The sequence below is a fragment of the Ornithinibacillus jepli genome (genome assembly GCF_047228935.1).
In the GTDB taxonomy this organism is placed as follows: Bacteria; Bacillota; Bacilli; order Bacillales; family Amphibacillaceae; genus Ornithinibacillus.
Window position 1 is genome coordinate 1 of the sequence record NZ_JBFEGG010000004.1, and the last position, 25,785, is coordinate 25,785.

The window sequence follows — 25,785 nt, forward strand, 5'->3', positions numbered from 1 at the left end:
TCCGGTAGTTCAGTTGGTTAGAATGCCTGCCTGTCACGCAGGAGGTCGCGGGTTCGAGTCCCGTCCGGACCGCCATTTAAATTTTATACATAAGCACACATGATTTCTACGGAGATCATGTTTTTTTGTTTTCAAAGGAGTGTAAAATAGTATCTAAACCATCTTTTTGCTATCATGGATGTAGTGTTAAAGAAAGTATGGTGAGCACTATGGATGAATTTTCATTTATACAATCAATTCAGCAAACCTATTATAGGCAACCTTCTTTGATTAAAGGTGTAGGAGATGATGCGGCAGTTATCCGTCCAACTGGCGAGGATATCGTGATTGCAAAGGATATGTTTGTAGAAAATGTTCATTTCAATAGAAGAACAATGACACCGTACCATATTGGATATAAGGCGCTTGCAGCAAACTTAAGTGATTTAGCTGCAATGGGAGCAAGACCTGCCTTTTATCTTGTAGGTATTTCTATTTCAAATGATTGGACTAAGGAAGAATTGGCTGATATTTATAATGGTATGAAATACCTTGCTGATCGATATAAAGTGGACTTAATTGGTGGAGACACTGTATCTGGAAAAGAATTAGTCATTTCCATAACAGTAATGGGGCTTACTAATAAGGATAATTCAAGGTTGAGAAGTTCAGCTAGAGAAGGTGACATTGTATTTGTTACAGGGACACTTGGTGATTCTCAAGCGGGGCTACATTTATTATTGAATCCTAATACTACTATACATACTGATGAACAATATTTTAAAGAGAGACATCAATTACCTAATCCTAGGGTTAAGTTTTCTTTAGATTTACAAGAGATAAACAGAGTGGCTTTGAATGACATAAGCGATGGAATTGCCAGTGAGGCACATGAAATTGCTGAAGCATCAAAAGTAGGTCTTGTATTAATAGAAGATAAGTTACCAATTCATCCTGCACTCAATCAATTCGATGCAGAACTTCAATATAGATGGAAGTTATTTGGTGGAGAAGACTATGAACTTCTTGGTACGGTTTCTCCGAGAGATTGGGAACTGGTCAAACAGAGTGCAGAACGACATCAAGTACCTATTACAGAAATCGGTTACGTAACAGATGATTCCGGTAAGGTGTTTTTACAAAAGGAAAATGGTAAAATGGAGCGGTTAGAGAAAAAAGGATATAACCATTTAAGTAGGTGACATAATGAGTACATATAAAGTGGAAACTAATACGGCAGATGAAACAATAGCATTAGCTGAAAGACTAGTTTCCTTATTACAACCTGGTGATGTATTGACCCTTGAGGGGGACTTAGGAGCAGGTAAAACAACCTTTACGAAAGGTATTGCTACTGGGCTTGGAATTAAAAGAACGTTAAGTAGTCCAACCTTTACGATTATTAAGGAATATGAAGGAACAATACCATTATATCATATGGATGTTTATCGATTAGAAAATTCGGATGAGGATATTGGTTTTGATGAGTATTTTAATGGGAATGGAATAACCGTTGTAGAATGGGCACAGTTTATTGAGGATTATCTACCTGAAGAGCGCTTAGACATTACGATAAAATATTTGGACGAGCAGTCCCGGGGGATAGAATTTAACCCAATTGGTGCACATTTTGAAAAGGTAGTAAAAGCTGTAGTCGGTTAATGATTGGTTATGAGAGAAGGAGTTACAAAATGTATATACTTGCAATGGACACATCTAATCAGGCATTAGGTGTCGCAATATTAAAGGACAAGGAAATAGTTGGGGAAGTCGTAACAAACATTGCGAAAAATCATTCGGTTAGACTGATGCCGGCAATTGAACACTTAATGAAAGAAGTTAATCTAACGCCGAAGGAGCTTGGGAAAGTTGTAGTAGCAAAAGGTCCTGGATCCTACACTGGGGTTCGGATTGGGCTTACGACAGCGAAAACTTTAGCATGGTCTTTAAATATTCCAGTAGTAGGAGTGTCTAGCTTAGAAGCATTAGCATACCGCGCGATGTTTTCTGATACGCTAATTTGTCCATTTTTTGATGCTAGACGCGGCTTAGTCTATACAGGATTATATGAAACTAGAGAAGGTAAGCTTGAGCTAATAAAAGACGAACAAAATACTATTTTTGCTGAATGGCTAGATAAACTTGCTTCTTTAAATAAAAAAGTAATTTTCTTAAGTCCAGATATTGAGAAAAATAAAGATATTATAGTAGAGAAGCTTGGAAGTTACGCGGTAATACCGGAAACTGCTTACCACATACCTAAGCCATCAGATTTAGTATTGGCTGCTGAGGATAAGGAAATAGGCGATACCCATGCACTGACACCAAATTATTTACGCTTAGCAGAGGCGGAAGCGAATTGGCTAAAATCCCAGAAGGACCAACAAAATGGCTGAATTAACAATTAGAAAAATGGAAGTAGAAGATATTGGACAAGTAATGTGGGTAGAGGTAGCGTCTTTTTCCTCTCCGTGGAACGAGCAGATCTTCATACAGGAAATAACTCAAAATCAACATGCTTATTATTTTGTTATGGAGATTGATAAAAAAATAGTTGGCTATGTTGGAATGTGGATTGTTTTAGATGATGCACAGATAACAAATATAGCTATCCTACCAGGATTCAGAGGTCAAAAGCTTGGTCAAAAGCTATTTCGGTTTGCTTTACAAAAAGCGATTAGTTTAGGTGCTTCGAGATTATCCTTAGAGGTACGTGTAACGAATATTGTGGCACAGAAATTGTACCGCAAGTTTGGACTTGTTCCTGGTGGAATTCGAAAAAATTATTATACAGACAATCATGAAGATGCTGTGGTAATGTGGGTGAACTTATTATGAATGATACGTATATACTCGGAATTGAAACGAGCTGTGATGAAACAGCCGTTGCAATCGTAAAAAATGGTAGAGAGATCCTCTCTAATGTGGTGGCTTCACAAATTGAAAGTCATAAGCGCTTTGGAGGAGTTGTACCTGAGATAGCTTCTAGACATCATGTGGAGCAAATTACAATCGTGTTAGAGGAAGCGTTTAATGAGTCTGGACTAACTTGGGATGATATAGATGCAATAGCCGTTACAGAAGGTCCTGGTTTGGTAGGAGCGCTTTTAATTGGGGTAAATGCAGCTAAGGCATTAGCTTTTGCAAAAAATAAACCACTTGTAGGGGTACACCATATTGCGGGACATATTTATGCGAACCGTCTAGAAGAAGAGTTCCAATTTCCACTCTTAGCTTTAATCGTCTCAGGAGGACACACAGAGCTTGTTTTAATGAAAGATCATGGGAGCTATGAAGTAATTGGTGAAACAAGGGATGATGCAGCGGGTGAAGCTTATGATAAGGTTGCAAGAATGTTACATCTCCCTTATCCAGGCGGACCTCATATTGACCGACTAGCAGCAGAGGGAGAAGCTGTTATCGATTTTCCAAGAGCATGGCTAGAGGAAGATAGCTTTGATTTTAGTTTTAGTGGATTAAAGTCAGCAGTTATTAACAAAATCCACAATGCAAAGCAAAAAGGGGAAACCTTAAAGAACGAGGATATTGCAGCAAGCTTCCAAGCGAGTGTGATTGATGTACTAGCAACGAAAACAGTGAAAGCGGCAAAACAATATGATGTAAAACAAGTTATTGTTGCAGGTGGGGTTGCAGCAAATAAAGGATTACGTGCAGAGCTTGAGGCTAAGTTTGCGGAGACTACTATACCATTATTGATTCCACCATTAAAATTATGTACCGATAATGCAGCAATGATTGCAGCAGCGGGAACGATTAACTATGAACAGGGAAGGCGTTCAGGTATGGATTTGAATGCAAATCCTTCCTTAATATTACGATGAGAAAATATCCACAAGCTTGTGGATATTTTTTTGTTTCCGTGTAAAGTTATAGCCTTTCTTTTGTTGATAATAATTGTGGATAACTGTATTATTTTATGTGGATAATGTGAATAAGTTTGTTGATAATGGTTATATTAGCTATTTTTTGGTGGATATCATTGTGGATAGTAATCCTCAACTTTTTTCAATGAAGTAAAATAGTTTGACCAAAAAAAGCACCTCATAATTCGAGGTGCCTCTCATCTATTAATCCTGAAGTCTGGTCCATTCTTCCATCAATTTTTCAATTTCATGTTTGACCTCATTTGTTTTAGTTGTAAATTCCAAAGCTTTTTCATGGTTTTCATATACTTCTGGTTTTGTCATTTCTTCTTCAAGTGATGCGAGCTGTTCTTCTAACGCTTCGATATCTTCTTCTAGTTTTGCTATTTGTCGTTCACGTTTACGTTCTTCACTTTGACGTTTCTTTACTTCTTTAAAACTTAATTTCTTATCATTTGTTTCTTTCGGTTTTTCCTTTTCTGCTTGAAGACGTTCTAGCTCTTCTTCTTCCAGTTTTTTCTCAACATAGTAATCATAATCACCAAGATATACAGTAGCACCATCGCGCTGCATTTCAACCACTTTATCAGCAATCTTATTAATGAAGTAACGGTCATGGGATACGAAAACAATCGTACCTGGAAAATCAATGAGTGCAGCTTCTAACACTTCTTTACTATCAATATCAAGATGGTTGGTAGGCTCATCTAGAATTAACAGATTAGCCTTTTGCATACGAAGCTTAGCAAGAGCTAGTCGTGCCTTTTCCCCACCACTGAGAGATTGAACTGGCTTAAGAACGTCATCTCCTGAAAATAAAAAATTACCTAATACAGTCCGAATATCTTTTTCATTCACATGTGGATACTCATCCCATAATTCATTTAATACCGTTTTATGAGAGCTTAAATTAGCTTGTTCCTGATCATAATAACCGATTTGAACATTGGTTCCGATTTGAATTTGCCCATCACTAGGGGAAAGCTTGCCAAGAATATTTTTAAGAAGTGTCGTTTTTCCTACACCATTTGGTCCAACAAGTGCAATACTTTCCCCTCGGGATACATCAAAATCAACGTCTTTAAAGATTGGCTCTCCTTCTTCATCATAACGGAAGGCTAAGTCTTTGATTTTCAATACATCATTACCAGTTCGTTTTGTAATTTCAAATGTAATCGAAGCGGATGATTCATCGCCTAGTGGTCTATCGATTCGATCCATTTTTTCAAGTTGCTTTCTTCTACTTTGAGCACGTTTAGTTGTAGATGCTCGTACAAGATTTCGTTGGATGAAATCTTCCATTTTCTTTATTTCTGTTTGCTGCTTCTCGAACTCTTTCATTTCCTGTTCAAAATTCAGTGCCTTCTGATGTAGGAAGTCACTATATGATCCATGATATTTCTTTGTTCGATGGCGTGAAATTTCATAAACGATAGAGACCGTTTTATCAAGAAAGTAACGGTCATGGGATACAATTACTACTGCACCTGGATAACCGGTTAAATATTTCTCCAGCCAAGAGAGAGTTTCAATATCTAAATGGTTTGTCGGTTCATCCAGGATTAACAAATTAGGTTTCTTTAATAATAGCTTACCTAATGCAAGACGAGTCTTTTGCCCACCACTTAATTCATTAATTGGCGTTTGGTCATCGAAATCTAGAAAGTTAAGTCCTGCTAATACGGCTTTAATTTCAGATTCATAGCTATACCCACCGTTCGTTTCAAAGTCTTGTTGTAGGCGGTCATATTCGGCTAACAGCTTTTGTGCTTCCGGTGGATCTAGTTGATGCACATCAGCCATTTTTGCTTCCAGTGAACGTAATTTCTTTTCTTGTTGAATTAAGTCTTGAAACACTTCTAGCATTTCATTCCAAATGGTGTTTGTGGATTCTAATCCTGTATGCTGTGATAAATAACCAATCGTTAGATCTTTCGGTTTAATTAATTCACCTGTATCATATGTCATTTCACCAGCCATAATTTTAAGAAGAGTAGATTTTCCCGCTCCATTACGGCCGACGATGGCAATTCTATCTTTATCTTTTATTTCTATTTTTATATTCGCTAATATTTCTTCAGCCCCAAATGATTTGGATAAATCATTTAATTGCATAATTATCATAATGGTCACCTCTAGTAGTTTAAGTTTATCCAAATATAAGCGTTGGGGCAATAATATTGTCAATTTGTGAAATTAATCACGACTTATCAGGAAAAATCTGATAAAATAGAAATCAGTATGAATAGAGAAACAGTTATAATCGTTTTGGATGAGATACATGGATAGATAGTAAGGAGGAAATCAGCTTGGATCAAAACAAAATACCTCAAGCAACTGCAAAAAGACTCCCGTTATATTATCGTTTTTTAAATAACTTACAAATGCAAGGAAAAACACGAGTTTCCTCAAAAGAATTAAGTGATGCGGTTAAAGTAGACTCTGCCACAATCAGAAGAGATTTTTCCTATTTTGGAGCACTTGGTAAGAAGGGTTACGGCTACAATGTGGAGTACTTATTAGGTTTCTTTCGTAAGACGTTAGACCAAGATGAGATTACAGAGGTTGCATTAATTGGGGTTGGTAATTTAGGAACAGCCTTTTTAAACTATAATTTCACCAAAAATAACAGTACGAAAATTATGCTAGCATTTGATACAGACCCGAACAAAGTAGGTAAGGAAATTGGTGGCGTGCCAATTTATCATATTGATGATTTAGAAGAAAAGTTAGGTAATGTAAGAGTTGCGATTTTAACGATACCAGCTCAAGAAGCGGATCGTGTAACAGAGCGATTAATCAATAAAGGAATTAAAGCTATTTTAAACTTTACGCCTGCTCGTATTTCGGTGCCAGATGATGTTCGTGTGCATCATATTGATTTAGCAATCGAATTACAGGCATTAGTTTATTTCTTAAAGCATTATCCTTTAGAGAAAGTAGAGAACGTGGAAGAAGAGGCACGATAAGCTTCTTCTTTTTTTGTATAGAAAAAGCTCCTATTATAGGAGCTTCCTTCGTTATTTTTTCTTTAACTTTTTCAATTTATTATGTAATCGCATATACCGAATTCCTGCCCCGAAATCTAATGTGGCAATTAGGGCAAGTAGTATCGTCATGAAATTCCAAATTGTATCTTCTGCAAAGGTAATAGCGACATATATAAATAAGGCACCCATAGCAAAATAGATAAATGCCATGGTTCTTGCGGTAATTCTCATAAATTTTTAACCTCCGATTAGAATCATTTGTACCTGATTCCATTGCTGTTCGATTTTTTCGATTTGCTCCGGTGTAAGTGAATATTGGGCGATAACGGAAATAGAATTCAACGTCATATGAACAATAATCGGAACAATGATTTTTTTCGTCTTCACATAAAGAAAAGCAAATACAAATCCCATTGATGCATATATTAAGATATGTTCTGGTTCACCGTGAATAATCCCGAAAATAAACGCAGAAAGTAACGCAGCGATAAAGAAGTTTGTACGTTTATATAATGAAGCAAATATAATTTTCCGGAAAATAACCTCTTCTAAAATGGGTGCAATGACAGCTGGAATTATCGCGAATAGTGGAATCGTGCGAGTAATCTCCATGATCATCTGCGTATTTTCAGATCCAGCTTTAATCCCGAAGATGTTAATCTCCACCATGGTCGCAATTGCTTGTGCGAAATAAGCCATGAAGACCCCTAAGATAGACCAGCCCACAACATTACTCGTTAACCAGTTACTTCTAGTTTGGGACAATTCCATATCAGGTTTCATTAATATTAAAACAATAATTAAACCGATTGTAAAACTAATAATGGAATAATAAATGGATGCTTCTACTTGATGATTAGGAAATATGTGAACAAGAATCGGTACAAAAATTGCACCAGAAAGTTGCATCGCTATATAAGTAAGAATTACCCACCAGTATCGATTAGGCAATGAATTCAACTCCTTAAAGTCTACATAGTTTACCGTAAATAGGCTAAAAACGATTCCTGTGTATTTTATCATATTCAGGCAATGTATAATAATAGAATCAACTTGGACAAGAAAAATTAAAAATTTAGTAACTCTATACTTGCAAAACAAAACAAAATTATTTATTATATTAATTGGAATTAGCACTCAAATAAAGAGAGTGCTAACAAATCATTAAAATAAATCAAAAAGGAATTAAGGAGGTTATCTTCATGATTAAACCACTAGGAGATCGTGTTGTTATCGAGCTTGTTGAGCAAGAAGAAAAGACTGCAAGCGGAATCGTACTTCCAGACTCTGCAAAGGAAAAACCACAAGAAGGTCGCGTAGTTGCAGTAGGTTCTGGCCGTGTAACTGACAGTGGAGAAAGAATTGCACTTGAAGTTTCAGAAGGAGACCGCATTATCTTCTCTAAATTTGCTGGAACTGAAGTAAAGTACGATGGAACTGAATACTTAATTCTTCGTGAAAGTGACATTTTAGCTGTAGTTAACTAATTAAACATAATCAATAAATAAATGAATCTTAAGGAGGGCATTTCAAATGGCTAAAGAAATTAAATTTAGTGAAGACGCACGTAGCGCAATGCTTCGCGGTGTAGATACATTAGCAAATGCTGTAAAAGTAACATTAGGTCCAAAAGGTCGTAACGTTGTTTTAGATAAAAAATTCGGTTCACCACTAATCACGAATGATGGTGTAACTATCGCAAAAGAAATTGAATTAGAAGATGCATTCGAAAACATGGGTGCAAAACTTGTATCTGAAGTTGCTTCTAAAACAAATGATGTTGCTGGTGACGGTACAACAACTGCAACAGTACTTGCACAAGCAATGATTCGTGAAGGTCTTAAAAACGTAACTTCTGGTGCAAACCCTGTAGGTATTCGCCGTGGTATTGAAAAAGCTGTAGCAACTGCTGTAGAAGAGTTAAAAGCTATTTCAAAACCAATCGAAGGTAAAGAATCTATCGCACAAGTTGCTGCTATTTCTGCTGCAGACGATGAAGTAGGTCACTTAATCGCTGAAGCTATGGAACGTGTTGGTAATGATGGTGTTATCACAATTGAAGAATCTAAAGGATTCACTACTGAGCTTGAAGTAGTAGAAGGTATGCAATTTGACCGTGGATATGCTTCTCCTTACATGGTAACGGACCAAGATAAAATGGAAGCTGTTCTAGAAAATCCTTATATCCTAATTACAGATAAGAAAATCAGCAATATCCAAGAAATCCTACCAGTGCTTGAGCAAGTTGTTCAACAAGGTAAACCACTTCTACTAATTGCTGAAGATGTTGAAGGGGAAGCTCTTGCAACATTAGTATTAAACAAACTTCGCGGTTCATTCAATGCTGTAGCCGTTAAAGCTCCAGGATTCGGTGATCGTCGTAAAGCAATGCTAGAAGATATTGCTATTTTAACTGGTGGTCAAGTAATCACAGAAGACCTTGGCTTAGAGCTTAAGAGCGCATCTATCGAGCAATTAGGTACTGCTTCTAAAGTTGTTGTAACGAAAGAGCATACTACTATTGTAGAAGGTTCTGGTAACCCAGAAGCAATCTCTGCACGTGTATCTCAAATCCGCGCACAAGCAGAAGAAACTACTTCTGAATTCGATAAAGAAAAATTACAAGAACGTCTTGCTAAATTAGCTGGCGGTGTAGCAGTAATCAAAGTTGGTGCTGCAACGGAAACAGAATTAAAAGAACGTAAACTACGTATCGAAGACGCACTTAACTCAACTCGCGCTGCAGTTGAAGAAGGTATCGTTTCTGGTGGTGGTACTGCATTAGTGAACGTATACAACAAAGTTGCTGGTCTAGACCTTGAAGGCGACGAAGCAACTGGTGCGAAAATCGTTCTTCGTTCTCTAGAAGAGCCAGTTCGTCAAATCGCTCACAATGCTGGTCTAGAAGGATCTGTTATTGTAGAACGTCTAAAAGGCGAAGAAGTTGGCATTGGTTACAACGCTGCAACTGGCGAATGGGTAAACATGTTCAACGCTGGTATCGTTGACCCAACTAAAGTAACTCGTTCTGCATTACAAAACGCTGCATCTGTAGCAGCTATGTTCTTAACTACTGAAGCGGTAGTTGCGGACATTCCTGAAGAAAACCCAGGTGGCGGCGGAATGCCGGATATGGGTGGAATGGGCGGCATGATGTAATATCGCCCTCAAATCCTTGATATGATTAGGTTATTAAGTAAAATGAGAGTAATGCTAACATTTTACTAACGTTGAGGTAAATTAACAGAAGCTTCTCATAAGTTGTTCAAACTTGTGGGAAGCCTCTTTTTTGCTGGAATAAAAAGCTTAGACTGCTAAAGCTCTTCCTGTCGCACAAAGAAAAGGTCATGATCGACGTTTCCGATTTCGTAAGATATACACTTTACCCTCAAGCTAAGCTACGAGGCCTTAGGATATAATCGATCAAGGATGTAAATATTCAAGTACATTCCCCAAATACTTATAGAGGTTAAGAGAAAAAACCAACCATCTGCGCTCATTAACACATTATATTTTTCTGCAAAGAAATGAGCAATATATAGAATGGCTATACCCACAACTTTCGATTTCCAGTTGATATTCGTAAAATACAGGATCATGGTGCTAACAGCCAAGAGTAGATGATAGATCGCGGCGATAATAGCAATACTACAATCAATATCTGGACACAGATTCTCATTGAAACTACGAATTCCAACAGCCTTGGATGCCCAATTTACTACATGTAAGTGCAAAGTACACAGTCCAAAGAAGATAAAAATGTAACGCCAAATACGTCCAATGTGTTTGGATAAGGTAGCATTTACTATTTTCGCAATGCGGAATAAAATGAGAAGACTGATTATAGTCATCCATGTCCGATACCAGTTTTGTTCATATATACCCAATAGAAGAAACAGTTCTTCAATAACACCGTAAATTAGAGCGATGATTAGTTGCCAGTGAAATTTTAGATTAAAGACAGCAATGAGGACGGCAGATGCGGATACGGAAGTTTGCGAAAACAAATTCCCTACAACCGAATCATCGTGCTGATTAGTGAAGATCTTTGGAAAATATATGTACGCTTTCAAACACATTAAAATAATCAATTCGAATGCAAAAAAAGTGATTCCACATATAGTAAAATATAGAGAGAGTGCGTGTTTACGGTCGGGTGTTTTGATGAAAACAATGACCAACACAAGGATTGTCATAATCCCAAGGAGAATATACCATATCGTATTGGTCCAAAATGTAGTACCCATAAATTACAGTTCCTTCCTTTATTCACTTATTCTATGCTATTTATTGGTTACATTATATTGTCCCGTGCTTTTAAAAATATTCAGTGTAGTCAATTGTTAGGAGAGGACTTTGGTTCATGTAGATGCCTTTGTAGGATGGGCATTAACAAATCTTGATGTTACAGTATAGAATCCCTTGACTTCGGCTTTTATCTTTCACATAATTTATTCCAAACCAGCACAAATAAAGGATCCCCTTATTTCTACAAGAAGATCCTTATTTGTTAAATAGAAATTAACATTTATTGAACTTTTTTACCGTAGTCTTCTAATTTAGTATCCATACCCCACATAAGAAGCCCCAATGATAATTAAAAGTATGAATAATACAACAAGTAGAGCGAACCCTCCACCATAGCCTACACCTTCAACACCTTCGCCCATAAGCATAACACCTCCATAATGATATAAAACCACTATATGAAAGATGTGTAGAATGGTTTTGGACGGATATCCCTAAAAATAAACTATTAATGAATTTATCTCAATTTGTCATCTTCTAAAATTCCAAAAAGTGGTGCTAAATCCACTTTTGCCCTATGGTATATGCCATTTTAATTGGTAGCATATGATGCATACAATGTTATGTGTCTATGGATATTTGGTAGGAGGTGAATACCTTGTCAATTGAACATCATTATCATATGTGTAATCGATATAAAGGTCGTGCGGTTAGAATAAGATGTCATGACGGAAGTGTGCATACTGGGATAATCCACCATGTTTCGAGAACTAGGGTTTATTTGCAACCTCTTGGTTTCAATAGAGGCCTTGGTGGCTTTGGTATTGGCTTTTTCGGTTTTGGGGCTGGCATTGCACTTGGTGCAATTGCTACATTAGCATTAATCCCATTTTTTCTTTGGTAATCTATAAGAACAAATGGTATTAAACTTACAACCATTTGTTCTTTTTTATTGTTTATGTTTATTCAGTTGGGCAATCGTATTTGTCTCCATACTTAGTACATCTTTACTAGAAATGTTGAATTCTTTTAAAAATTTTTTCACTAGGTAATTACCCACACAATATCCACCCATCTTAGGAAATTCATCTATTCCATATAAGAGCATGTGATGTAAGAAGTCGGATTTGGAAATATTTCTGTTTGGGAAAATCAAGTCATTCCATATTTCATTCAGGTCACTTTCAGAGTAGTAACTGGCCCAAGACCCTACGTATTCTACTCCCATCCTTTCTAGAACCGAATTCTCTGCGATACCCTCTAATATGATCGTATCAAGTAATACGTAGTCTTTCTCATTCTTTTTCCATTTTGTTAATCTACACACATGATTATATTCATGTGTAAATAGTGCTTGTAATTCCTTTTCTGTGTTACCTTCCGAGACAAATAAAAACAGTTTATCCTTAAAGGACAATCCAGATTTACCTTGAAAGATTTCCTTTAATTCATCATTTGTCGAGTCAGATGGAAATATATAAATTGGGATATCGGGGCCATCCCATTCTTGTTGAAGTAATTGAAATTCCTTATTTAACGTATTCCATACATCATTCTCTAGTAATGTTTCTACTTGTACTTTTCCATGAGGAGTGGGTTGATACATCCCATGTAATTTCAAGTGTTGATATAATTCGTGAGCAGAAACGTTATTAAAATATTTCGTTATCCTACTGCAGAGCAGAATTGGATTATCATAATCAGCTTGAAGCCACTTGTCTGTTGCGATTACACTCACTTCGTCTCCTCCTTAATGAAAGGATATTTTCTTTATATTATGTTTGGGATATATAAATATTGCAGATTCTCATTTTGAATAAAACGAACGATATATAGCCATTTACCTTTCCGGATTTTTCCAGCCCAGAATACTATATAACAACAAATTAAACTGTACAGGAGGTGATAAAAGATGAATACTAACAGACCATCCAGAAGACCGATTCCAATACTTCCAGAAAAACGCAAACAAATAAGACAGAGTTCTGTTAACCCCAATTTATTATCTAGTTTTCAAAATACTGAGGGGAATATTGATTTAGAAAAAATTATGACAACTGGAAAGCAAGTGATGAATGTTTATAACCAAGTAAGTCCATACATTACTAAATTTTTAAAAAAGTAGTGAGAAATAGAAAGGGGAGAAAATGGGATCTATTTATTGGTTTAAAAACTAATGGTTTCCTAGGTGAAATGGAGAGACACATTTCAGTTGTAAAGTATCGATTTGTAATTGATATTAGCACAATGTGAGATGTGAAATATACGAAACGGGGGACGGCATAATGTAATAAGCTCACAACCCTATAAGAACGATGGATTTTAGTTGTGGTGAGAGTAAAATCCTAACATAGATGGTGAAAGGAGGCTTCATTTAAGTTGGTTAAACTTTAAGAAGCCTCCTTATTTTTTCTGTAAAATACAGTGATACACTTTTTTTACAAATTGTTAAAAATAACTAGCATATCAGGAGAATCTTTAATAGTTACGTTTTGTCCAGCCGTCGCTGATTAGATTTAACGGAATTTCTGTGTCAGCAGAATCCGTCAACTTCAGATTCGCAACATACCACCCACGTCCATGATAATACGTGTCTGTATCATAGCGGAAACGGATATGCGTGGTCCCAGCTGGAATCGTTACTTCATTAGATAACCAGTCAATACTTGTGCCTGTGAATGGTTCCGTAAGCTGCGTCCAATTTTCTCCGTCATTTGATATTTCTACGAATCCTAAGTCATAATCTTGTTCTGTTCGATACCATGTATCAAATGAAAGGATTGCATCTGTATCTAAATTCACTTCAGCAGTTAAAGTCCGATCTAAAAGGTCACCATATCCTGCGAACCATGCTCCTTCTTTTTTATTCGGTATCGTAACAGGAATTGCATCTGCAACTAGTTCAGCAAATTTACGTCTGGCTGGATTCGTGGAAACTGTATTTCGGGTTGGATGAACACGATTCGTTAGCAATATAGCGATAGTGTCATTGTTTTGGTTGATTACGATCGATGTTCCAGTGTATCCAGTATGTCCTAGCGAGGATGCTTCTGTTAGCCCTTCCATATACCACATTTGGGATAGTTCCCATCCTAGACCATGATCATCTCCAGGGAACTCTGGTATTTGGTTTTCTACTAGTAAAGCAACCGTTTCTGGCTTTAATATCTGTTTTCCGCCATAGCTACCTTCATTAAGGAACATATGGGCAAGAATGGCTAAGTCATAGGCGGTAGAGAAGACACCAGCATGACCTGCAACACCATCAAGAGCCCACGCCTTTTCATCGTGAACTTGTCCCCATACAATCCCTCTATCTGTCCATGGCATATACTCTGTTGCTGCAATTCGGTGTCTTAATGATTCTGGTGGATTATACATCGTATCGTTCATGTTGAGAGGATCTGTAATGTTTTCCTCCACATAGTGATCTAGTCTTTGACCAGATAATCGCTCAATTAAAATTCCTAACGTTATCATATTTAAATCGCTATAGGTATAAACGGTTCCAGGTTCATTGGTGAGTGGATATTGGAGTACATACTGGTGGCGATCTTCACGGTCACCTTCTACATCATAGACAGGAGCGCTCGGTGGAAAACCGGATGTATGGGTCATTAGTTGACGAATTGTCACATCTTCCTTCCCATTCGTTGCGAATTCGGGAAGGTGTTGTGCAACAGAATCATCAAGCTGAAAATAGCCATCTTCATATAGCTTCATTGCTGCAGTGGTTGTGAAAATCTTACTAATGGAAGCAAGATCGAAAATCGTGTCTTTCTTCATTTCTATTTGGTTTTCAGCTTCGGTAAAATTATCATCTTCATAAAGATAAGCATGTCCATATGCTTCATGCTGAACAATATGTCCACCACGAGCAACGAAAGTTACTGCACCAGGGAATAACCCATCTTCAATCATAGTTTCCATCATCGAATCAATATTCGATAACGGTTCCGCCATCATGCCAGCACCTTTTATGGAACCGGGATGCAGAACAGGTGAAGATGGTGCAGGGGTTCCCCAAGAAAATTCCGGGTGGGGCTTTAATGATGTTTTCTTGTTATTTTGCTTTTCCATCTCTGGGCCATTAAAATGATCGAACTTCGCTATTGATGTCGTTTCAGTACTAAATAACATCATGGTGAATAAAGCAATTGATAACATTGTATAGACTAGTTTACGTAGCATGTTTCTCCTCCTTAACTGAATTTTTATTAGAAGTTATGGACTCGGATGAAAACGCTATCATAACTTGATTATAGAAAAAGAATTGCAACGGGTATATACAACTTATGAATCAAAAATGATGGGAATTATATAATTCTTACTACTAAAGGAATAGGTGATTGGACTGGCTATTTATACCGGTTTTTTGTTACATTATATTTATTTACTGAGATAGTGAAATATATTTTATAATAAAATTAAGTTATCGTGATTAGAGATGGTACTAGGGGAAGCAAAACATTGCGGAGCCTCAATTAATAGAAATTAGTTATTGGAAATCTATTTTCGATAAACTTAATGATGAGAATATAAAGGAGTAACCTATGCTACGTCCCATTCGAAAGATCTATCAGTTTATTGTTGATAAACCTATTCAAGCAGAAGAAATATTAAAAGATCGCTACCAGATTATCGATATGATTGGAACTGGAAGTTTTGGAATGGTTTATGTTTGTATTGATTTGCATACGAAAGAAACTAAAGTAATCAAGCAACTAAGACCAAGTAAGAGCAAAAATAAGAATGAAATTAAACTATTTCATAAAGAGATATTGATTATGGGGAAACTAGAACATAAGCGCATGCCAAGGCTTTATGATTCCTTTTCGGAAAACGGTCATTATTTTTATGTAATGGGTCATATCGATGGGATAAACTTGGAGGATGAAATTTTTCTAAATAAGAAGACGTTTAATGAGAAAGAATCATTACTATTTATTGCTGAATTAATTAAATTTGTTGATTACCTTCATCAAAAGGATATTTACCATCTTGATTTACGGATACCAAACATTTTATTACAAGACCATGAGCCTTATTTAATTGACTTTGGTTTGGCGAAGCAAGCGACACCTAATCAATCTCAGATAAAAAGGGAGTGGAGGCTTCAAGATTATTATGATGTAGGAGATATCCTGTTATATTTGCTTTATACAACGTATCCTTCGAAAACAAAAAAAGCTCTTCCATGGACAGAAGAACTTTCATTAAACAAGGAAACTGTCTTTTTATTGAAGAAACTTCTTAGAATAGATGAACCATATTCTACAATTGAGACAATTTTACAAGATCTTTCTGTAGCAGTGGAAGCTATCTAGAAAGCGAGTTTAACTGCTGCTTCCCCAGCTTTTACGTTTATAACGTTTACTACCGCTCATTGGATTATATTTATGACGTTTGCTACTACCGCTATGGTGATGGTAACCATGTTTTCTGTGCCCACTACTCCCGCCGTAATAACGGTGTCTTCTAGCACTGCTTCCCCGTGCAATATTCTTTAATTGTTTTTTAATTTTATCAAACATATTTTCACCTCTTTTCATTATGATATGTTTAATTTAGCTTATTCTAACATATCAAGATGTTTAGTTGCTATTTTAAGGTCGGCAATAAAGATTACGATATAAAAATAATTTCTAACCATTGGTAGCCTTGGATTTGCCGAAAGACAACGAATGGTTAGAAATTATAGTTTTTTTATTCAACTATGGCTTTTTATCAGCCAACAGTTCATAAACATAAATAGCTTCGTAAATATATATTTACTTAATACCTATACAACATTGTAATAAACTCATGCCCTCCACCAATCGTCCAGAATAACACTAAATCTCCACGCTTAATTCTACCTGATTCAATTCCTTCATGAAGGGCAATGAATGGACTGCTTGTACCAGTGTATCCATACTCGTCACCTACATAAATGATTTTTTCATCCGTAATATCAAAATGTTCTTGAATCTTATCAATGTTTACCTTAGCAAACTGGGATAAGCAGAACACATCTACATCATCTATTGTAAGTTGATTTCTTTTTAGAATGGCTTCAAACATTTCATATGTATAAGGAAGTGACATCGCTCCATCAAATGGAAGCCAAAGCATGGAATCTGCGCTTTCACCAGCTTTAATTGCTTGAGATAATCCTTTTGCTGGATATAAAATGTTGTTTCGGTTGCTTGAATCTACTTCAAACATTGCATCGATAAAGCCTGTATCCTCTTCTGTTTTTTCTAAAATAATTGCTGCAGAGGCATCCCCGAAGTTAGCGTATGTCATGGCATCATTTGGGTCAGCAACTAATGATAGATAATCAGATCCTATGACAAGTGCGGTATTAACATGTGGATTTGATTTCATATATCGTGAAGCTTGTTCTACACCTATAGTCATACCAGCACAATTTGCATTCATATCAAAGATAACAGTATCTTTTCGAGCATGAATAGCATGATGAACAAACATAGCGTTGGTCGGAACAGTCATTTCAGGTACTTGGCTAGAAAAAACAATCATATCGATATCCTTGCCCTCTAACCCCGCTTTATTTAACACACGATTAGTTGCTTCAATCGCCATCGTATTGGTGTTTTCTTCAAGATTATCAATAACATAGCGCTTTTTTCTACCCATAATGTTTAAGAAATTGGTTATGTCTTTTCCTTGTTTCTGAAAGTGTTCAAGATAAACTTCATTGTCAACTTGTTTTTTTGCATGGTAAACATCCACTGCCTTAATCTTAATGTTAGTCATTTTCGTTATAGTCCTCTCGAATGATAAATTTGTATTCTAATGATTGTTCTTGTTATTTTAAACAAAAAAGGCAGGACCCTGTGACAGCTCCGTACCTTTGTGTGAAGATTAATATTTTTGGATTACTTCAAAATTGGTTAACCCTACATTATTTGCCAAGCGTTTTAACTGCATGGAAATAATAGCACTTTTACTAATCCCTACTTCTACTTTCTTAAATCCAGAAGACTTGTAAAGTTGTAAACAGTTTTCTAAAGTAGGTATCATTGCTTTTGTTACGACATCCAAATCTCTGCAATCAAACTCTAAAACGAATTCACTTGCATTTATTGATGCTACCTTACTTTGATAATCATCAATAAATTGTTGTGCTTTTTCAGGAGTGAAAGTTCCACTCACTGTCATTTCGATTGTTTTCTTTGCAGGGTTTACTTTCATTGTATAAGTTCCATCTGCCATCGTTTGAAACACTTCCTTTTAAAAAAATTCTGTGAAGAAGTTGCATTTCGTCATTAGTTTATAATGGCACTTATAAACGTAGATGACGAACAACTCGTCCTACTTCATTTATCGTCATTTCACGAAATATTTTAATATCCATTCCTTATTTTAGAGATATTTTTATTAATAAAAGAGTATGGTTAATCCTGCATTAGGAATGAATAACCAAAATAAAATAGACAAGCCCTAAGTTTTCACTAAAGGACCTGTCTATTCACAATATCAATTATTTGATATTCTAGGTACAAAATTCATTAATCATCTGTTTTTTAACTTCTTCAATAGGGAACTGCTCCGGATAAGTCGATATCATTAACATGATTCCTTGTAGGGTTGATGAAAAGTATAACGATCGTTTACGAGGTTCTTCTACCCCTAGATTTTCAAATATTTTGCACTGCAAATCGAATTGTCTAGCGTTCTCATCAATTAACCATTTACTATATTTGTTGAGCTCATGATCGTCTTCTGGTTGTGTTTGGAGATTTAGATAGAATCGATACACCTTTGGATCTTGATAAACACTATCAATTGCTTGATTTATTATATAACTAAGCTTTTCCGAGGGTGTAGCATATTCGGTCGCACTTTTCATTACCTCCATAATCTGGCTAATTCTAACCTCTACCATTGATGCCAGTAGTTCTTCTTTACCTTTGTAATAATTATATAACAAGCCTCTTGATATCTCTGCTTCTTCAGATATATCACTAATAGAAGTCGCATGGTACCCCTTTTTTATGAATAATTTCATAGCTGCTTTATGAATATTCTCTTTAGCTAATTTACGGATTCTATCATTCTCTTCCTGAGTTCGTGGCATCTAAATTCATTCCTTTAAAAAATTTATAATGTGGTGATGTAATTCTTCCGTGTGTGTTAATGGTAGCATGTGGTCTGCATCAGGGATTTCAACGAAATTAACTTTTGGAGCTCGTTTAAAACATTCTCCTACACGATGATTATCTAGGAAGTCCTCCTTACCAATAATAAAGAGTGTTTCTATCGATAAATCCTCTAATCTATCGATAGCGGTTGGTTGTGGCCAAACCATTTCAAAAGCCGGCCATGTTAATATACGTTCAAAGTAAAGGCGATGCATTTCTACCATTAATTCCCGATTAATACTTGTCATAACAATTTTATACAAAGAACCATTAAGTGATAGCTCTAACATCTTTTCTAAATCTGGGGCTGCATGATTAATAGTATTCATAAAAGTATTATAATCCTTTGAATATTGAAAGCCTGATAAAGAAGGGCCAATTAAAACTAGTTTCTTTACCCTCTCAGGATAATTAAGAGCAAATTCAGTAGCAATCTGCCCGCCTATAGAGTGACCGATAAGAGTTGCTTTATCTAATTTTAAATGATTAAGAATCGATAGTAAGTCTTCCACATAATTAACTTGATTCAAAGGGGAAGGTGATTTCCCAATTCCACGTGCATCAAAAGTAACGACCTTATAGTGCTCGGCTAGAAGTGGTGTAATATAAGTCCATTCTCGTAAATCTACACCTCCACTGTGAAGAAGTACAACAGGATTTCCTTCGCCCTTTACCTCATAATACAAATCCATTGCAAACCCTCCATTCCAATTATATAGTCATTTTATTATTGAATGAACGTTTAGTCAATAGAAAATTCTGGCTATTCATGATGTAAATTGTCACATTGAGTTAGGAAGGGCCATTACTTTTGTTTCTTATATTAGCTTGAAACAGGACAAAAAAGCTGTCTTATAGGTTATACCTAAAGACAGCTATTATTAACAGTAGAAAAGTGAACTTCTATTTTATACTACTTTACCTGGGTCTGTTGCAATTTCAACGCCTTCTTTACGCTTTTTAGCAAACTCCGCTGTAGCAGTAAAGAGTACATCAGTAGATGAATTCAATGCAGTTTCACAAGAGTCCTGTAAAACACCAATAATAAAACCGACAGCGACGACTTGCATGGCAACATCATTTGATATTCCGAACAAGCTACATGCAAGGGGAATGAGTAATAAAGATCCACCAGCAACACCAGAAGCACCAGAAGCGGAAATAGCCGATAGGACAATCAGAATAACTGCTGTAAATATATCCACTTCGATGTTCAGGGTATGGACTGCTGCTAGTGTTAATACGGAAATCGTAACAGCTGCTCCGGCCATATTAATGGTAGCTCCTAATGGAATCGATAACGAATACGTATTTTTATCTAAATTTAGCCTTTCAGATAACTTCATATTAACTGGAATATTTGCAGCCGAACTACGCGTGAAGAATGCTGTAATACCACTTTCCTTTAGGCAGGTGAAGACAAGTGGATATGGGTTTTTACGTATGTTTATAAACACAATTAGTGGATTAATAACTAGAGCAACGAAAATCATACATCCTAATAGAACTGCTAGCAGTTTTCCGTAGTCTAGTAATGCTGATAGCCCACTAGAAACAATAGCGGCATAGACAAGTCCCATGATTCCAAGTGGTGCTAAATTAATGACCCATTTCACAACGGTCGAAATAGCATTCGAGAAACTTTCCAGCACATTTTTAGTAGAGTCGGATGCACTTCTTAATGCAATTCCTAGCAAAATCGCCCAAACTAGTATACCAATATAGTTTGCATTTATTAGCGCATTTACCGGGTTATCAACAATGTTATATAGTAATGTTTCAATAACTTCTAAAATGCCACTAGGCGGAGTCAAATCTTCGGCACTAGATGTAAGGGACAGCGTAACGGGAAAAAGAAAGCTTGCTATAACTCCTGCTAATCCGGCTAACAATGTACCTACGGCGTATAAGACAATAATAGATTTCATGTTTGTCTTATTTCCTTTTTTATGTTTCGAGATGGCATGCATAACTAGGAAAAAGACTAATATCGGTGCAACAGCCTTTAAGGCACCTACAAATAAATCACCAAAAATAATGATTCCACTTGCAGAATCGGGAATGGTTAATGCTAGTATAATACCAACAACGATACCTAAAAGAATCCGTTTGACAAGACTTACTTTGTTCCACTTCAGTACTAAATTTTTCATTTTTTCCCCTCCGTTTAAAGAAAGATTACAATATACCCGCAGGCTTAGTGAGATATTGATATAGAAAGATATATAAGTTCCTTTCTGAGATTTTTTCCTATTTGAAAATAAAAAAACACACTAATCCCTATAAAGGGACGAGTATGTTTACCCGTGGTTCCACCCAACTTCCCATAAGTTGTAACTTTATGGCTCCAATGCTTTAACGCAGCAAACGGTATTGGATACTTTAGTTCCCCAACACAGCTCCAAGGTGGTAAGTTACTTCCATAAGTAAGGAAGGTTCCAGCAAAATCCTTCCCTCTCTGTATACTGTAAAAGTAACTCATGTCCTTATCGTTGCTTTTGTAATCTGTACATATAATAATTAGTTGTTATAATATATCATCTAGTATCTTATTTCAACATTTTTTTAGAATTTTTTCAAATAGGATTGTAGCCCCTTTGAGCAAAGGGAGTTGAATAAAGTTAATTGTATTAATTTCCTCAATATTAATTTGATATGTAGGGAAGAAATTGTTATTATGTTCTTTGTCCCAGTAAATTATTGGGGTTAAATTTATGAAGTATAAAGGCATAATGCATTCCTTTTTCTTATTAATCTGAATTTTCATAAATTAGTTTAATTTACAACAACAGATTTCACTTATAGGAGGACTATTTTTATGGCAAAAAGAAGAAAGGGGCTATTTCAAAGCTCTTTAGATAGGATTGAACTAGTTGGGAATAAACTGCCTCATCCGGCAACATTGTTTGCGATTTTGGCTCTATTTGTTATCCTACTTTCGGCAGCTTTACAACCATTAAACATTAGTGTTGAACACCCTGGTGAAGAAGGAACAACAGTAGAAATCAAAAACCTTTTAAGTGCAGAGGGGATTCAATATATTTTCACAAGCATGACAGATAACTTTATCGGCTTTGCTCCACTTGGCGTTGTCCTGTTGACGATGTTAGGGATAGGAGTAGCGGAACGTACCGGGCTCATAAGCGCACTTCTTAGAGGTTTTGTATTGTCTGTACCTAATAGATTTATTACGTTAGGGTTAGTCTTTGCTGGTATTATGTCTAGTGTGGCATCAGATGCAGGGTATGTTGTTTTACCACCACTAGGAGCACTAATTTTTGCTGCAATTGGCAGGCATCCGCTAGCTGGTCTTGCAGCAGCGTTTGCTGGTGTTTCCGGAGGATTTAGTGCTAACCTATTACTTTCTGGTACGGATGCGATGTTAGGGGAGCTGACTATTGCAGCGGCTGCGATTATTGACCCAGCATATGCCGAGACAATGAACATCGCAATGAACTGGTTGTTTATTTCTGTTTCGGTATTCGTATTAACAATTGTCGGTGCCTGGGTAACAGAACGCATTGTAGAACCCCGACTTGGCACATATAAAGGTGATCAAAAAGAAGAATTAGAAGGTCTTCAAGCTATTGAGAAAAAAGGTCTAATCTGGTCTGGTATTACAGTAGCAATCAGTCTTGTTCTGGCGTTGTTACTTGTCGTTCTACCAAACTCTCCGATGCGCGGTACAGAAGGTGATGCAATGGCGCAAATCATTCAATCGCCATTTATGAGTTCATTAGTACCGATTATCGCTATATTATTCTTTATTCCTGGTCTAACGTATGGAATAGTTACGAAATCCATTCGAAGTGATAAGGATGTTGCTAGCCAAATGTCAGATACCATGGCATCTATGGGAACATTTATTGTTTTGGCATTTACTGCTGGACAGTTTGTAGCATATTTTAATGAAACCAATATCGGCCTAGTTCTAGGTGTTTATGGAGCGGATTTTCTAGGGAGTGTTAATTTAACTGGTATTCCGCTAATTATTCTATTTATCTTAATTACAGCATTTATTAACTTGTTTATTGGAAGTGCTTCTGCAAAATGGGCGATGATGGCTCCGGTATTTGTACCGATTATGATGCGGCTTGGGTATTCACCAGAGCTAACACAAATGGCATATCGTATTGCAGACTCTTCTACAAATATCATTTCACCATTGATGACGTATTTTGCAATAATTATTGCATTTGCACAGAAATATGATAAAAAGATGGGTATTGGTACGTTAATCTCCACGATGGTTCCATATTCTATATTCTTCCTAATTAGCTGGACGATAATGCTTATTATCTGGATGCTGTTTGGACTACCACTTGGACCAGGTGGACCATTGGAATATCACCGGTAATAATTTCAAAAAGTATTGCTTCATAGGAAGCAATGCTTTTTTTGTTACAAAACTAGTGGGAAAGGGGATGGACATTGAGGAATAGACTATTATTTAAGTGTTTTGCATTAATAATTCGGATAAACTCCTAATCTATTGGGTTTACAATTCCAAGAAATTTTCATATACTTACAATATTAATTAAATAATCACTGGATGAGGTGCAAATGTCATCAGTAACTTACTATGTAAATCTGCAAATTGTAGTAAGCGAAAGGGGCCTTTGCCGAAATAAAGTTCTGTTTGCAGATAGGACTTTGTTGGATTGTATATTAAGAGTATGCAGTCTGTCATTATTCTTTGGCAGGTAGGAAAGTATAATAATCTTTCCCGTCTGCATAAGAAAAACTAATACATTCGCCAAAAGGCAAGCGAATGAGAGTTTTTCTAATAATAATGGAGTGCTTCCACTTGTATATAGGACAGATCTTGAAACAAGTCGGAATACTCGGCTTGTTTTTTTATGGTTGGGATAATCCTATTCCTAATTTCTGGCCCATCTAGCAAGTCGCATCATCCGTAGAAAGAAGGAAGATTATGAAAAGAAATGTACTTAAATTTGGCGGCACGAGTGTAGGCAGTTTAGAGAAAATTAAGGATATTGCAGACTACTTGAAGGGTCGTGTAAGACAGGGGGAACAGCTAGTAGTTGTTGTTAGTGCTATGGGGAAAACAACAGATGAACTATTGCGACAGGTGAGCTCGATTACCCAATCACCTAACGAACAGGATTTGGCTGTCCTCCTGACAACCGGTGAGCAGCAGACTATCTCCTATCTATCTATTATTCTGAATGATCTTGGAGTAAAATCTAAGCCTCTTACAGGTTATCAAGCTGGTATCGAAACGGTTGGCCATCATTTAAAGAGCAAGATTTCAAGGATAAATACAAAGCTTTTTGAACAACTTTTCGATACATATGATGTTCTTATCGTAGCAGGTTTCCAAGGATTTAATACGGACAATGAAATAACAACACTTGGCCGTGGAGGCTCTGATACGACAGCTGTAGCACTTGCAGCAGCAATCCAATGCCCATGCGAAATTTATACAGATGTTGCTGGGGTTTATAGTACTGACCCACGAATCTATCCTGATGCAAAACGCCTCCAAGTTGTTTCATATGAGGAAATGATGGAGATGAGTGCGCTGGGGTCAGGAGTTCTCGTATCTCGAAGCGTAGAAATTGCAAAGAATTTCAATATTCCTATTTATTTAGCTAAAACACTATCAGAGGAGAAAGGAACTTGGGTTATGGCTACTGTTGAAATGATAGAGAAAAAAGCAATCACAGGTGTTGCGATTGATCCGGATATGATTCATGTGACATTGAATTATCCTGAAAATGATACACACCTACTTGATAAATTATTTATTCATTTGGAGCAAGAGGAAATTAATGTCGATATGATTTCACAGATTACGAATAACGAAGGGTTACAATTATCATTTACGATGAAGGACACGGAAGAATACCAAATCCAGAAAATCTTCTTCAATCTAAAAGAAGAATACCCTGAACTCTATTTCAAAATAGAAAACCGATTTGCTAAAGTATCCGTTATTGGTTCAGGGATGCGTGACATGACGGGTGTTGCTTCGAAAGTATTTCGCACATTAATTGAATCAAATACTCCATTTTATCAAGTCACGACATCAGAAATCAGTATTTCCTATGTTGTAGATATTGAAAATGGTGAAAAAGCAGTTCAACTCTTGTGCAAAAGGTTTGAACTATAAGTTTCCTCTAAAACTTGTGTATCTTATCTCACTATATAACGAAAAAACTATGAACCCACATGGCAAATAAGATGATGAAAAATATTAATCTATCAAATAATCAAAATCAGCAACAAAGTCAAAGTGGTCAGCAAGCACAACCTGCAGAGCAAATCTCCAATCAACTGGTCATGGCGAAACCTCTGTTCAAACTGTGGGAATAAATTAAATGGAGCTAACTTCTGTTCAAATTTGTCGTCAGAAGTTAGTATAAAAAGAGAGACTGTAACATTCTTTATCCGAATGTTTACAGTCTCTTTCTAACTTTTATAGGAAAATAGGAAGTGTATCCAGGTGTATTCCGGGTGCTTAAGCGATGTAAGTAGTAGAATTGTAGATATCGCTTTAAAAAATGAAGG

At 36.3% G+C, this 25,785-nt stretch carries 25 protein-coding genes, 1 riboswitch and 1 other annotated feature; of the genes, 13 read left to right on the plus strand and 12 right to left on the minus strand.

Translation table 11 applies throughout. The features are described 5' to 3' along the window. Positions 1 to 209: 209 nt before the first annotated feature. From thiL to tsaD, 5 genes are read left to right on the plus strand one after another with little or no spacing between them, the layout of a single operon-like run. Positions 210 to 1,181: a thiamine-phosphate kinase gene (gene thiL / locus AB1K81_RS14500; RefSeq protein WP_412977386.1), complete on the plus strand. Its 972-nt coding sequence runs from the start codon at positions 210 to 212 to the stop codon at positions 1,179 to 1,181. A gap of 4 nt (positions 1,182 to 1,185) precedes the next feature. Next, entirely contained in the window at positions 1,186 to 1,641 is a 456-nt protein-coding gene (tsaE, locus tag AB1K81_RS14505; protein WP_412977387.1) for a tRNA (adenosine(37)-N6)-threonylcarbamoyltransferase complex ATPase subunit type 1 TsaE, read from the plus strand. A gap of 29 nt (positions 1,642 to 1,670) precedes the next feature. Further along, on the plus strand, positions 1,671 to 2,375 hold the full coding sequence (gene tsaB, locus AB1K81_RS14510) for a tRNA (adenosine(37)-N6)-threonylcarbamoyltransferase complex dimerization subunit type 1 TsaB (protein ID WP_412977388.1): 705 nt from the start codon (positions 1,671 to 1,673) through the stop codon (positions 2,373 to 2,375). Beyond that, a complete protein-coding gene (gene rimI, locus AB1K81_RS14515) occupies positions 2,368 to 2,817 on the plus strand; it encodes a ribosomal protein S18-alanine N-acetyltransferase (protein ID WP_412977389.1) in 450 nt (149 codons plus the stop codon). The genes tsaB and rimI overlap by 8 nt, the downstream gene beginning before the upstream one ends. Then, the gene (tsaD, locus tag AB1K81_RS14520) at positions 2,811 to 3,821 is read left to right on the plus strand and encodes a tRNA (adenosine(37)-N6)-threonylcarbamoyltransferase complex transferase subunit TsaD (RefSeq protein ID WP_412977620.1); all 1,011 of its coding nucleotides are present in this window, start codon (positions 2,811 to 2,813) and stop codon (positions 3,819 to 3,821) included. Before rimI ends, tsaD begins: the two co-directional genes overlap by 7 nt. 246 nt (positions 3,822 to 4,067) lie before the next feature. On the opposite strand, the gene AB1K81_RS14525 is transcribed toward tsaD, so the two are convergent. After that, the gene (locus AB1K81_RS14525) at positions 4,068 to 5,987 is read right to left on the minus strand and encodes an ABC-F family ATP-binding cassette domain-containing protein (protein ID WP_412977390.1); all 1,920 of its coding nucleotides are present in this window, start codon (positions 5,985 to 5,987) and stop codon (positions 4,068 to 4,070) included. A 185-nt stretch (positions 5,988 to 6,172) separates the two neighbouring features. Between AB1K81_RS14525 and AB1K81_RS14530 the strand changes: the two genes are divergently transcribed. Further along, entirely contained in the window at positions 6,173 to 6,832 is a 660-nt protein-coding gene (locus tag AB1K81_RS14530) for a redox-sensing transcriptional repressor Rex (RefSeq protein WP_412977391.1), read from the plus strand. A gap of 51 nt (positions 6,833 to 6,883) precedes the next feature. On the opposite strand, the gene AB1K81_RS14535 is transcribed toward AB1K81_RS14530, so the two are convergent. Beyond that, positions 6,884 to 7,084, minus strand: coding sequence for a YdiK family protein (locus AB1K81_RS14535; protein ID WP_412977392.1), 201 nt, complete (start codon positions 7,082 to 7,084; stop codon positions 6,884 to 6,886). A gap of 6 nt (positions 7,085 to 7,090) precedes the next feature. After that, complete coding sequence (locus tag AB1K81_RS14540; RefSeq protein ID WP_412977393.1) at positions 7,091 to 7,804, minus strand: CPBP family intramembrane glutamic endopeptidase; 714 nt, start codon at positions 7,802 to 7,804, stop codon at positions 7,091 to 7,093. A gap of 251 nt (positions 7,805 to 8,055) precedes the next feature. Between AB1K81_RS14540 and groES the strand changes: the two genes are divergently transcribed. Together groES and groL are read left to right on the plus strand one after the other, a co-directional pair. Further along, a complete protein-coding gene (gene groES, locus AB1K81_RS14545) occupies positions 8,056 to 8,340 on the plus strand; it encodes a co-chaperone GroES (protein ID WP_412977394.1) in 285 nt (94 codons plus the stop codon). Positions 8,341 to 8,386: 46 nt separating this feature from the next. Continuing rightward, entirely contained in the window at positions 8,387 to 10,012 is a 1,626-nt protein-coding gene (groL, locus tag AB1K81_RS14550; protein WP_412977395.1) for a chaperonin GroEL, read from the plus strand. Positions 10,013 to 11,412: 1,400 nt separating this feature from the next. Here the strand turns inward: groL and AB1K81_RS14555 are convergent. Then, the gene (locus AB1K81_RS14555) at positions 11,413 to 11,523 is read right to left on the minus strand and encodes a YjcZ family sporulation protein (RefSeq protein WP_412977396.1); all 111 of its coding nucleotides are present in this window, start codon (positions 11,521 to 11,523) and stop codon (positions 11,413 to 11,415) included. Positions 11,524 to 11,783: 260 nt separating this feature from the next. Here AB1K81_RS14555 and AB1K81_RS14560 point away from each other — a divergent pair, with 260 nt between their 5' ends. Continuing rightward, complete coding sequence (locus AB1K81_RS14560) at positions 11,784 to 12,005, plus strand: hypothetical protein (protein WP_412977621.1); 222 nt, start codon at positions 11,784 to 11,786, stop codon at positions 12,003 to 12,005. 45 nt (positions 12,006 to 12,050) lie between these two features. On the opposite strand, the gene AB1K81_RS14565 is transcribed toward AB1K81_RS14560, so the two are convergent. Continuing rightward, positions 12,051 to 12,839 (minus strand): DUF2268 domain-containing putative Zn-dependent protease, encoded by a 789-nt coding sequence (locus AB1K81_RS14565; protein ID WP_412977397.1) that lies wholly within the window; start codon positions 12,837 to 12,839, stop codon positions 12,051 to 12,053. A 174-nt stretch (positions 12,840 to 13,013) separates the two neighbouring features. Between AB1K81_RS14565 and AB1K81_RS14570 the strand changes: the two genes are divergently transcribed. Next, positions 13,014 to 13,226 (plus strand): YppG family protein, encoded by a 213-nt coding sequence (locus AB1K81_RS14570; RefSeq protein ID WP_412977398.1) that lies wholly within the window; start codon positions 13,014 to 13,016, stop codon positions 13,224 to 13,226. Between the two features lie 353 nt (positions 13,227 to 13,579). Here the strand turns inward: AB1K81_RS14570 and AB1K81_RS14575 are convergent, their stop codons facing one another. After that, entirely contained in the window at positions 13,580 to 15,292 is a 1,713-nt protein-coding gene (locus AB1K81_RS14575; RefSeq protein WP_412977399.1) for a serine hydrolase domain-containing protein, read from the minus strand. A gap of 362 nt (positions 15,293 to 15,654) precedes the next feature. Here AB1K81_RS14575 and AB1K81_RS14580 point away from each other — a divergent pair, with 362 nt between their 5' ends. Further along, the gene (locus tag AB1K81_RS14580) at positions 15,655 to 16,428 is read left to right on the plus strand and encodes a serine/threonine protein kinase (RefSeq protein ID WP_412977400.1); all 774 of its coding nucleotides are present in this window, start codon (positions 15,655 to 15,657) and stop codon (positions 16,426 to 16,428) included. A gap of 9 nt (positions 16,429 to 16,437) precedes the next feature. Here AB1K81_RS14580 and AB1K81_RS14585 read toward each other — a convergent pair whose 3' ends face one another. The 6 genes from AB1K81_RS14585 to sstT form a co-directional block, all read right to left on the minus strand. Continuing rightward, a complete protein-coding gene (locus tag AB1K81_RS14585; RefSeq protein ID WP_412977401.1) occupies positions 16,438 to 16,635 on the minus strand; it encodes a hypothetical protein in 198 nt (65 codons plus the stop codon). 241 nt (positions 16,636 to 16,876) lie between these two features. Continuing rightward, the gene (locus tag AB1K81_RS14590; protein ID WP_412977402.1) at positions 16,877 to 17,863 is read right to left on the minus strand and encodes a ketoacyl-ACP synthase III; all 987 of its coding nucleotides are present in this window, start codon (positions 17,861 to 17,863) and stop codon (positions 16,877 to 16,879) included. Positions 17,864 to 17,971: 108 nt separating this feature from the next. After that, positions 17,972 to 18,322, minus strand: a complete 351-nt coding sequence (locus tag AB1K81_RS14595; protein ID WP_412977403.1) for a hypothetical protein — start codon at positions 18,320 to 18,322, stop codon at positions 17,972 to 17,974. A gap of 280 nt (positions 18,323 to 18,602) precedes the next feature. Beyond that, on the minus strand, positions 18,603 to 19,187 hold the full coding sequence (locus tag AB1K81_RS14600; protein ID WP_412977404.1) for a TetR/AcrR family transcriptional regulator: 585 nt from the start codon (positions 19,185 to 19,187) through the stop codon (positions 18,603 to 18,605). 6 nt (positions 19,188 to 19,193) lie between these two features. Beyond that, a complete protein-coding gene (locus tag AB1K81_RS14605) occupies positions 19,194 to 19,943 on the minus strand; it encodes an alpha/beta fold hydrolase (RefSeq protein ID WP_412977405.1) in 750 nt (249 codons plus the stop codon). A 216-nt stretch (positions 19,944 to 20,159) separates the two neighbouring features. After that, positions 20,160 to 21,404 carry a serine/threonine transporter SstT gene (gene sstT / locus AB1K81_RS14610; RefSeq protein WP_412977406.1) on the minus strand — a complete coding sequence of 415 codons (1,245 nt, stop codon included), beginning with the start codon at positions 21,402 to 21,404 and terminating at the stop codon, positions 20,160 to 20,162. A 130-nt stretch (positions 21,405 to 21,534) separates the two neighbouring features. After that, positions 21,535 to 21,753, minus strand: a binding site (T-box leader). A 316-nt stretch (positions 21,754 to 22,069) separates the two neighbouring features. Between sstT and AB1K81_RS14615 the strand changes: the two genes are divergently transcribed. Both AB1K81_RS14615 and AB1K81_RS14620 read left to right on the plus strand, forming a co-directional pair. Continuing rightward, positions 22,070 to 23,608 (plus strand): AbgT family transporter, encoded by a 1,539-nt coding sequence (locus AB1K81_RS14615; RefSeq protein ID WP_412977407.1) that lies wholly within the window; start codon positions 22,070 to 22,072, stop codon positions 23,606 to 23,608. Positions 23,609 to 23,795: 187 nt separating this feature from the next. Next, a riboswitch (Lysine riboswitch) is annotated at positions 23,796 to 24,062 on the plus strand. Positions 24,063 to 24,184: 122 nt separating this feature from the next. Further along, positions 24,185 to 25,387 (plus strand): aspartate kinase, encoded by a 1,203-nt coding sequence (locus AB1K81_RS14620; protein ID WP_412977408.1) that lies wholly within the window; start codon positions 24,185 to 24,187, stop codon positions 25,385 to 25,387. Positions 25,388 to 25,785: the final 398 nt, after the last annotated feature.